This is a genomic window from Delftia sp. DT-2, assembly GCF_028401915.1.
GTDB classification, from domain to species: Bacteria; Pseudomonadota; Gammaproteobacteria; order Burkholderiales; family Burkholderiaceae_C; genus Comamonas; species Comamonas tsuruhatensis.
Genome location: NZ_JAQOTI010000028.1, coordinates 18867 through 28259 on the forward strand (window position 1 = coordinate 18867; position 9393 = coordinate 28259).

The 9393-nt window shown below is 69.0% G+C and carries 10 protein-coding genes and 1 pseudogene; 6 read left to right on the top strand and 5 right to left on the bottom strand.

Going from position 1 to position 9393, the window contains the following annotated elements:
• Positions 1 to 55: 55 nt before the first annotated feature.
• The 4 genes from PO605_RS29690 (at position 56) to PO605_RS29705 (ending at position 3687) form a co-directional block, all read left to right on the top strand.
• A complete protein-coding gene (locus PO605_RS29690; RefSeq protein ID WP_047470479.1) occupies positions 56 to 1204 on the top strand; it encodes a porin in 1149 nt (382 codons plus the stop codon).
• Positions 1205 to 1251: 47 nt separating this feature from the next.
• On the top strand, positions 1252 to 2244 hold the full coding sequence (locus tag PO605_RS29695; protein ID WP_016450573.1) for a tripartite tricarboxylate transporter substrate-binding protein: 993 nt from the start codon (positions 1252 to 1254) through the stop codon (positions 2242 to 2244).
• A 71-nt stretch (positions 2245 to 2315) separates the two neighbouring features.
• Positions 2316 to 2801: an Rrf2 family transcriptional regulator gene (locus PO605_RS29700; RefSeq protein ID WP_016453247.1), complete on the top strand. Its 486-nt coding sequence runs from the start codon at positions 2316 to 2318 to the stop codon at positions 2799 to 2801.
• Positions 2788 to 3687 carry an NAD(P)/FAD-dependent oxidoreductase gene (locus PO605_RS29705; protein ID WP_154834026.1) on the top strand — a complete coding sequence of 300 codons (900 nt, stop codon included), beginning with the start codon at positions 2788 to 2790 and terminating at the stop codon, positions 3685 to 3687. The genes PO605_RS29700 and PO605_RS29705 overlap by 14 nt, the downstream gene beginning before the upstream one ends.
• Before the next feature lie 87 nt (positions 3688 to 3774).
• Here the strand turns inward: PO605_RS29705 and PO605_RS29710 are convergent, their stop codons facing one another.
• The 3 genes from PO605_RS29710 to PO605_RS29720 all read right to left on the bottom strand — a co-directional run bounded on the left by PO605_RS29710 (position 3775) and on the right by PO605_RS29720 (position 6702).
• Positions 3775 to 3993 (bottom strand): hypothetical protein, encoded by a 219-nt coding sequence (locus PO605_RS29710; RefSeq protein ID WP_012206342.1) that lies wholly within the window; start codon positions 3991 to 3993, stop codon positions 3775 to 3777.
• A gap of 61 nt (positions 3994 to 4054) precedes the next feature.
• Positions 4055 to 4867, bottom strand: coding sequence for a class D beta-lactamase (gene blaOXA / locus PO605_RS29715; RefSeq protein ID WP_061289601.1), 813 nt, complete (start codon positions 4865 to 4867; stop codon positions 4055 to 4057).
• A gap of 143 nt (positions 4868 to 5010) precedes the next feature.
• Positions 5011 to 6702, bottom strand: a complete 1692-nt coding sequence (locus tag PO605_RS29720) for a long-chain fatty acid--CoA ligase (RefSeq protein ID WP_272207299.1) — start codon at positions 6700 to 6702, stop codon at positions 5011 to 5013.
• Positions 6703 to 6956: 254 nt separating this feature from the next.
• Here PO605_RS29720 and PO605_RS29725 point away from each other — a divergent pair, with 254 nt between their 5' ends.
• Positions 6957 to 7478, top strand: coding sequence for a pyridoxamine 5'-phosphate oxidase family protein (locus PO605_RS29725; RefSeq protein WP_061289642.1), 522 nt, complete (start codon positions 6957 to 6959; stop codon positions 7476 to 7478).
• A 1-nt stretch (position 7479) separates the two neighbouring features.
• Here PO605_RS29725 and PO605_RS29730 read toward each other — a convergent pair whose 3' ends face one another.
• Together PO605_RS29730 and PO605_RS29735 are read right to left on the bottom strand one after the other, a co-directional pair.
• Entirely contained in the window at positions 7480 to 7983 is a 504-nt protein-coding gene (locus PO605_RS29730) for a hypothetical protein (RefSeq protein ID WP_043790241.1), read from the bottom strand.
• 2 nt (positions 7984 to 7985) lie between these two features.
• On the bottom strand, positions 7986 to 8888 hold the full coding sequence (locus PO605_RS29735; protein ID WP_016453252.1) for a LysR family transcriptional regulator: 903 nt from the start codon (positions 8886 to 8888) through the stop codon (positions 7986 to 7988).
• Between the two features lie 257 nt (positions 8889 to 9145).
• Here PO605_RS29735 and PO605_RS29740 point away from each other — a divergent pair.
• Positions 9146 to 9393: pseudogene (locus PO605_RS29740) on the top strand (hypothetical protein); the annotation flags it as partial.

A 9393-nucleotide genomic window follows, 5' to 3' on the forward strand; every position in this document is an offset into this window, starting at 1 on the left:
CGCGGACACCCACGCCAAGACGGCAACGATTTTTCAAACCAGAGGAGACATCACCATGAAAACCACCCCATCCCCGCGGACCCTGGCGGCCACCGCCGTGCTGGCCCTGGCCGGCTCCGGCGCCAGCTTCGGCGCCTTCGCGCAAGGCACCTCCAGCGTCACGCTCTACGGCATCGTCGATGTGGGCGTGGAGCACCTGAACAATGTGGCGGCGGGCGGCGGTCTCAGCCGCATGCCATCGACCACCAGCATGGTGCCCTCGCGCTGGGGCCTGCGCGGCAGCGAGGACCTGGGCGGCGGCCTCAAGGCCATCTACACGCTGGAGTCGGGCTTTGCGCCCGACCAGGGCACCTTCAACCAGGGCGGGCGCGGCTTTGGCCGCCAAAGCTGGGTGGGCCTGGGCGGCAACTGGGGCAGCCTGACCATGGGCCGCCAGAACTCCATGCTGTTCTGGTCGCTGCTGGACTCGGACATCATCGGCCCGGCCGTCTTCGCCATGGGCTCGCTGGACGCCTACATTCCCAACTCGCGCGCCGACAACATGCTGACCTGGCGCGGCAACTTCGGCGGGCTGGCACTGGGCGCGGGCTACAGCTTCGGGCGTGACACCGTCAATGCCGGCCCCAGCCCGGCAGGCACCAACTGCCCGGGCGAGAGCGGATCGGACACGCAGGCCTGCCGCCAATGGTCGCTGTACGCCAAGTACGACACACCGGCCTGGGGCGTGGCGCTGGGCTACGAGCAGCAAAACGGCCGCACGCCGGCCTCGTCCACCGACCCGGTGTTCGGCGGCATGAACTCCAGCGCCAAGCATGACGAGCGCCTGCACCTGGGCGGCTACTTCAAGCTGGCCGGCGTGAAGATCGGGGGCGGCCTGCTGCGCCGCGACAACGACGGCGACGCCGTCAAGCCACGCAGCAACCTGTGGTACGTGGGCGCCTCCTACCCGGTCACCGAGGCCCTGGTGCTCGAAACCCAGTGGCTCACGCTGCGCTACCGCGGCGTCTCGGGCTACGACTCCGACCTGCTGGTGGCACGCGCCATCTACAACCTGTCCAAGCGCACGGCCGTCTACACGCAGCTCGGCCACATCCGCAACGACCGCCTGGCGACCGTCTCGGTCAGCGGCGGCGCGCCGGGCAGCAACACCGCGCCGGGACGCTCGCAGACCGGCATCAACGTGGGCATCCGCCACATGTTCTGAGCCGCTTCCATCCGCCTGCCTTTCCCATATTCACCAGGAGACATCCCATGCAGATGCATCGCCGTCATTTCGTCCAGGCCCTGGGCAGCGCCGCCGCCCTGGGCTCGCTGTCACCGCTGCAAGCCCTGGCCCAGGCACTGGACCAGGTCAAGATCATGTACGGCTTTCCGGCCGGCAGCTCGGGCGACAGCGTGGCCCGCCGCGTGGCCGAGCGGCTGGGCGGCACGCCCTACAGCAAGGGCCCGGGCTTTGTGGAGAACAAGCCCGGCGCCGGAGGCCGCATCGCGGTGGAGGCCTTGAAGAACTCCCCGCCCAACGGTTCCGTGCTGGCACTGGCCCCCGTATCGGCCTTCTCGGTCTATCCCCACATCTACCCCAAGCTGACCTACAGGCCCGAAGACGCAACGCCTGTATCGATTGGCGCCGTGATCTACCACGGCCTGGCCGTGGGCCCCGCCGTGCCGGCCGAGGTCAAGACGCTCAAGGACTTCCTGGCCTGGGCCAAGGCCAACCCCGACCGCGCCAGCTTCGGCTCGCCGGGCGCGGGCTCCATGCCGCACCTGCTGGGCGCGCTGCTGGGCCTGCGCTCGGGCGTGGAGCTCAAGCACGCGCCCTATCGCGGCACCGTGCCGAGCATCACCGACCTGGTGGGCGGCCAGATCGCGGCCACCATGAACCCCAGCGGCGACTACCTGCAGTACCTGAAGGCTGGCCGCCTGCGCGTGCTGGCCACCTCGGGCAGGCAGCGCTCGCCCTTCCTGCCCGAGGTGCCCACCTTCACCGAGCTGGGCTTTCCCGATGTCACGGTGGAGGAATGGTTCGGGTTCTACGCGCCCGCCAAGACCCCGGCCGCCACCATTGCCAACGCCAACGCGGCCATCACCGCCGCGCTCAAGGACAAGGCCGTGATCGACGGGCTGGCGGCCCTGGGCCTGCTGGCGCGCGGCAGCACGCAGCAGGAGATGGCCGCCGACCAGCAGGCCGAGTTCGAGCGCTGGAGTTCGCTGGTCAAGCAGATCGGGTTCACGGGCGAGTCCTGATGGCGCACCCGGACGGCAGGTCCATATCCCTTCGCGAAACAAGGCCACATTCATGCAACAAATAATGTTGCATGAAACAGAACAGCCAATTCTCGGACGTCCTGCATGTGCTGCTGCACATGGCCGAGGGCGATGGACCTGCCACCTCCGACATGCTCGCCGCCGCGCTGCAGACCAACCCGGTCGTGCTGCGCCGGCTGATGTCGGGCCTGCGCGATGCAGGCCTTGTCACCTCCGCCAAAGGCCATGGCGGGGGCTGGGTGCTGTCTTGCGAGCTGGACCGCACCACGCTGCGCGACGTGCATGAAGCCTTGGGCGCCCCTGATCTGGTGTCGCTGGGCTTCAGGGAAGACCGGCCCGAATGCCTGGTCGCCCAGGCCGTGAACGAAGCGCTGAGCAACGCGGTGCAGCAGGCCGAGGCCGCCCTGCTCGCGCGCCTGGGCTCGGTGACGCTGGCTGCCCTGTCCCAGGACTTCCATGCCCGCCTGGCGCGCCACCGCGCAGCGGGCGGCCAGGGCTGGTACCAACTGCAGGAGCACCAGCATGAAACACATTGATTTCGCCGTCATCGGCGGCAGCTATGCCGGCCTGTCCGCCGCCCTGCAACTGGCGCGTGCGCGCCGCCAGGTGCTGGTGGTCGATGCCGGGCTGCGGCGCAACCGCTTCGTGGACCAGGCCGGCGAAACATCGCACGGCTTTCTCACCCAGGATGGCGTCGCCCCCGCCCAGATCGCCGCCCAGGCCCGGCAGCAGCTGATGGCCTACCCCACCGTGCAGTGGCTGGACGGCACGGCCGAGGACGCCCGCGTGGCGCCTGATGGCCGGCTGGAGTTCCATGCAGCGGGCACCGCCATCAGCGCTGCCCGCCTCGTCCTGGCGCTGGGCGTGCATGACAGCCTGCCGCCCGTGCCGGGACTGGCCGAGCGCTGGGGCCGCAGCGTCTTCCATTGCCCGTACTGCCACGGCTACGAGATGAATGCGGGGCGCATCGGCATCATTGCCAGCTCGGCCCTGGCCCATCACCACGCCGTCATGCTTCCCGACTGGGGCCAGACCACCCTGCTGCTCAACGGCGCCTACGCGCCAAGTGCCGATGAGCTGGCCGCCTTCGCACGCCGCGGCACGCAGGTGGAGGCCACCCCCATCGCCCGCCTGGAAGGCCGGGCCGACGTGCTGCTGCAGGACGGCCGCCGCCTGGTCATGGATGGCCTGTTCACCCAGCCGCGCACCCGCATCGCCAGCCCCGTGGCCGAACAGCTGGGCTGCGCCCTGGAAGAAGGCCCCATGGGTCCCTTCGTCAAGGTCGCGGAAGGCCAGGCCACCAGCGTCCCCAACGTGTTCGCCTGTGGCGACGCGGCCCGCGCGGCCGGCAACGTGGCCATGGCCGTGAGCGATGGCGCCATGGCCGGCATTGGCGCGCACCGGTCGATGATGGGATGGTGAACTGCGGCGCCCGCCCTAGAGCGTGCTATGCACTTTGATGTGCCCGCGAAAGCCGGGAAAGGGGTCCGGGACGAGGCGTAGCACGCTTTATCCGAAGACCGCGCCGCCCGCATCCAGCGAGGGCGGCCGCAGAAGATCGGCATTGACGCCCATGGCCTCGCTGGCCCGCTCCACGGCCTGCCAAAGAGGGGCGGGCATCTGCAGTATTTCTTCGGGGGAATTCGCGCGGGCAATCCAGTCGCTGATCTCAACGTGCTGCTCGGGGGTGAGCAGGTCCAGGTTCAGCATTTCGTCAATGGTCTTCATCGGGTGTCGGTCTGTCGCTCGTGTGCGGAAGGTGTACGGAAAAGGAACGGCCCGTGCATTGTCAGCGGTCCACGGCAGGCAGTCGCTGCAGCAGGGCATCGCGGGCGCGCAGGCCGGCATTGGGCTTTTGCGCCTGCTCGTCCTGGATCAGCGTGGCGAACACCAGCCTGCGCTGGTCCTTGGTGGCCCAGCCCACGTACCAGCCATAGGCCCGGCTGGCGTCGTAGCGGTTGTCGCTGCCCGGCGAGCCCGTGCCCGTCTTGCCATGCACGGTCCAGCCGTCCACAGGCACGGGGTGCCGGGTGATGCGCGCAGTCATGTCGATGGCCTGACTGCTCACAGACAGTTCCCGGCGCACGATCCTGCGCATGAAGGCCACCTGCTCGGCCGCCGAGATGCGCAGCGAAGACACCACCCACACGCCGTTGTGGCCCGGGTCGGCCACTGGCACGGCAGAGACATCCTCGTTGCCATAGCGGAAGGCCTTCACGTAGGCGTCAAAGCGCTGCTGGCCCAGACGCATCACCACCTGCTGCGAGTACCAGAACACCGAGTCTTTCATCCACGCCTGGGGCGTGATATCGCGCCGCCAGGCATCCCCACCCCAGTCCGGATACTCCGGTTGGTACGGCCACGCGGGCCGGGACTCGTCCTGCAGGATGCCGGCGTCATAGCCCATCAGGCTGATGGCGATCTTGAAGGTGGACGCCGGCGTGACCCGCTCGGCGCAGGCCGGGCCGCTGTGCACCAGGGACTGGCCCGTGTCGGCGTCGGCGACGATGGTGCACAGTTCGTGCGCGACAACGGGGACGGGAACGGAAACCCAAAAAAAAGCTGCCACGGCCGTGGCAGCGGTCCCAGGAAATCTATGCATGTGCTGTGCGCTGCGGTGTTCGTATCTGGCGCGCGATCATAGATGCGCGCGCAGCCTTTGCAGAGCCCCTGCAGCAAACAGCCCCACGGCGCCCTGGGCAAGCGCGTGTGGGACTTGCCCATGGATGGGAACTGCCCGCGGGGCTACGCCTGCGCCTCCTGCAACTGCCGCCACATCACCTTGCCGCTGCCGCTCTTGGGCAGGGCCTTGACGAACTCCACCACCTTGGGCGCCTTGTAGACGGCCATGTTCTCGCGGCACCACTGGATGATGTCCTCGGCCGTGGTGTCTTCCTTGCCGGCACGCAGCACGACGACGGCCTTGACCGACTCGCCCCGGTAGGCGTCGCGCGTGGAGATCACGCAGGCTTCCTGGATGGCGGGGTGGCGGAACATCAGCGATTCGACCTCGGCCGGCCAGACCTTGAAGCCGCTGGCGTTGATCATGCGCTTGAGGCGGTCGGTGATGAAGTAGTAGCCGTCCTCATCCACGTGGCCCAGGTCGCCGGTGCGAAAGAACCGCTTGCCGTCGATCTCCATGAAGACCTGGGCCGTGGCGTCGGGGCGCTTCCAGTAGCCGTCGAAGACCTCGGGCCCGTGGACCACGATCTCGCCCTGCTCGCCCTGGGGCACTTCGGCACCGGTGTCAGGATCGATGACGCGCGCCTCCGTGCTCATGAAGGGAATGCCCAGGCACTGCTGCTTGGGGTGCTCGGACGGGTTGCTGTGCGTGGGCGCAGCGGTCTCGGTCAGGCCGTAGCCCTCGCAAAAGCGCAGGCCGTATTGCTCCAGCAGGCGCTGGGCCACGGCCTGGGGCATGGCCGCGCCGCCGCCGCCGATGTACTTGAGGCTGGTGAGGTCGAACTGAGCGAAGTTGGGGCTGCCCAGCAGGTCGATGACCATGGTGGGGATGTTGGTCCAGCTGGTGACCTGGTAGCGCGAGATCAGCCGCCCGGCCAGCTCGCGGTCCCAGCGCGGCATGACCACCACGGTGGCACCCATGAAGATGGCCGTGTGCAGCACCGACACCATGCCCGTGATGTGGAACATGGGCACCACCGCCAGCACGACCGCCTCGCTGGTGCCGCTGCCCCAGTAGCTGCCCGCCACGGCGTTGTGGTTGATGGAGCGGTGCGGGTGCATGCAGCCCTTGGGATGGCCCGTGGTGCCGCTGGTGTAGGGCAGCACGGCCATGTCGTCGCGGCCCACCACATGGGGCGGCGCGGCGTCGGTACAGGCCAGGGCCTGCTGCCAGGTGTGGACGCCGCCGCCCTCCAGCACAGCCGGCTCGCGCCGGGTGAGCAGCCAGTCGTGCCACTGCGCAGGCGGCGCATCGTCGCCCTGCACCCCGGCATCGAAGGCGTCCGTGAACTGGGTGACGACCAGGTGCTCCAGCCGCTGGCCGGGCGCCAGCGCATTGCTGGCCTTGGCCAGTTCGGGGGCCAGGTCGGCCGTGGTGATGGCGACCTTGGCGTCGGCGTCGGTGATGTAGTGCTTGAGCTCCTCGGCCATGTTCATGGGATTGACCGGCACCACCACGGCATTGGCGCGGAAGATGGCGTAGTGCGCCAGGATGAGCTGAGGCGTGTTCTGCATCAGCAGGATCACGCGGTCGCCGCGCTGCACGCCCAGGCTGTGCAGGTAGGCCGCCATGCGCTCCGTGCCCTCGCACAGCTCGCGGTAGCTGATGGAGCTGCCGAAGTAGCGGATGGCCGGCTTGTCGGGATAGCGGCGCGCGTTGACGGCCAGGTTCTCCCATACGCTGGTGGCGGGCACGGTGATGGAATGGGGCAGACGGCTGGGCCAGAAGGCGTGGTGCGCGGGCAGGGTCGACATGGACGGATGGGCGTTGAATGGTCGGTGAGTGGATCGGACGGCGGCAATCCGCCTTGCCAGCGAGGCTAGGCGCACACCCGGTTCCCGGCATTGGGGAAGGCCCCAGGGAATCGTCGCCAAAGTGACGCTTGAGCGCCCATGGCATACCGGTGCCACCGCAACTCGCCTTGTGCTTTCGCAAGCCGGCCACGCGCACGCCACAAGTACGCCACGGGTACGATGGCGCCATGCCCTCCACGCCCTCCACGCCCGCCATGCCCCACCTGTCCCGCCTGCAGCTGTCGCTGCGCGATCTGCTGGCCCGCCGCCGCAGCGCGGCCCTGGCCACCCAGCCCGCCGACTCCCCTGCCCCCGGGACTGGCGATGCACTGCCCGCTCCCCGTCTGTCCATGGTGCCCTGGGCCTGGAATGCGCAGTTTGGCTGCTTTGTGCTGCACGTCAGCGCACTGGCAGCGCACACGCGGGCCATGGAGCTGCACCCGGCCGTCAGCCTGCTGGTGTGCGCGGCCGAAGTGGACGGCGAGGGCGTGCATGCACTGGAGCGCGTGGCCATTGAAGGCGTGGCCAGCACGCCGCCGCCCGGCAGCGTGCTGGCCGATGGTGCGCGCGACAGCTATGTGCTGCGCTTCCCCGAAGCCGCGTTCATGACCGATCTGGGCGACTTCCGCTTTGTCTGCATCACGCCATCCATCGCCCGGCACGTGGCGGGATTTGGCGCGGCGCGCGATGTGTCGGCCCATGACCTGATCGAAGCACTGAGCATCCAGCCCAGCTGACTCACGTGCCCCGCACGTGGGCCGCGATCAGGGCGCCCGCCGCATCGCCCTGCCCCGCCACGCAGGCGCGCACATGGTCCTCCCACATCTGGCCCTGCTGCTCCACCTGGGCATGGACAAAACGCTGCAGCATGCGCCGGGGATCGTCGCAGCGCTCGTAGGCATAGGGATCACCGCGCATGCACAGCGCCTTGAACTGCAGCCAGGCGGACTGCCGCGTGACGGGCATGCCCTGCAGGCGCTGCCACTGGTGCAGCAGCTCATGGGCAAAGATGCCTGCGATCTGCGGATGCGACAGGCGCAGCGGCTGGCGCGGATCGGACTGCATGAAAAAGGCGCGCGGCATGAAGATGCGCCCGCCATTCATGGACAGCGCCCTGCGCGTGTCGCCCAGGCGGCGCAGATAAAGGCGCATGCGCGGCAGCAGCGCATCCAGCGAGGCGCCGAAGTGCGTGCGCACAAAGGCCTGTTCCTGCGCATCGAGCGGCCGGCTCCAGAACACCATGCTCAGTCCCCCGGCCCCTGCCGATAGCGCCGTGCCATGAAATCCACGAAGGCACGCACGGCCGGGCGCAGATGCCGCGTGCGCGGATACAGCGCGTGGTAGCTGTACTGCCCCAGATGAAAACAGGGCAGCACCCGCACCAGCTGGCCGCGCTCGATGGCCGAGCGCACGGTATGCCAGGTCAGCGCCGCAATGCCCCGCCCCGCGCGTGCGGCCTCGAAGATGGTGGCCACCGAATCGGTGCGCAATGCCGCTAGCGGCTGGACCTCGGTGACAGCGCCCTGCCCGGACACCACGCTCCAGCGCAACTGGGCCGGACCCGCAGCAAAGGCCAGGGCGCGGTGCGCGGCCAGTTGCTCTGGCGCCTGCACCACCCCGTGGCGCATCAGATAGGCGGGCGAAGCCACCAGCACCAGAGGCGAATGCGTGAGCAGCCGCGCCTGCAGTCCACTGTCCGGCAATTGCCGGCTGATGCGCACGGCTGCATCCACGCCCTCGGCCACCAGGTCCACCAGCCGGTCGGTGCACAGCAGTTGCAGCTCCAGATCCGGGAATTGCTGCTCGAACTCGGGCAGCCAGTCGCCCAGCTCGATGGCGCCCACGGCCAGCGGCAGCGTGATGCGCAGCACGCCCGCCACGCGTGCGCGGCGCACGGCCAGCGCGGCCTCGGCCGCATCGAGCTGCTCCAGCAACTGCACGCAGCTGAGGTAGTAGCTGCGCCCCGCCTCGGTCAGGCTCAGCCCGCGCGAATTGCGCTGCAGCAGCTGCGTGCCCAGTTCCGACTCCAGCCATTTGACATGGCGCGAGGCGGTCGAATGCGTCATGCCCAGCCTGTCCTGCGCCGCCGTGAAGCCCTGCGCATCCACTACGCCGCAAAACACCCGCATGGCCTGCCATCTGTCCATTGCCCGTGCACTCCTTTGGCGGGGATTGTGGGGCATGCGGGCGGCCGCATTCCGTTGCGCCACAGCCCCACGCCAGCCCCATTTCCGCCCCATTCCTCCCTTTGGGCCGCAGAAACAGACTATTCCTAGAGACAAGCACGCCGCAGCTGCCTAGATTGACCGGCAACCCGGACACAGGCTTGCCTCCACCAGCTCCCCGCCAGACGCATGGCCGCCTCCTGCCCGAGATTCCTAAAAATCCCGAGGGAGAAACTCACATGCACCCACGGCACACGCTGCTGCGCAGCGCCTTGCTATGCCTCGCCGCACTGCTGGCCCAGGCCATGCCCACCCTGGCGGCTGCCGCCCCCAACCTGGGCGGCGGCTCCGGCAAATGCGACCCCACCGTGCAAAGCTGCGCCCCCGGCACGGGCGGCGGCATCGACCTTGGCGGTGGCGGTGGCGGCTCGGGCGGCGGCACCTGCGCCCCCACGCCCGGCGGCAGCCCCTGCGGCGGCGCCGGCCC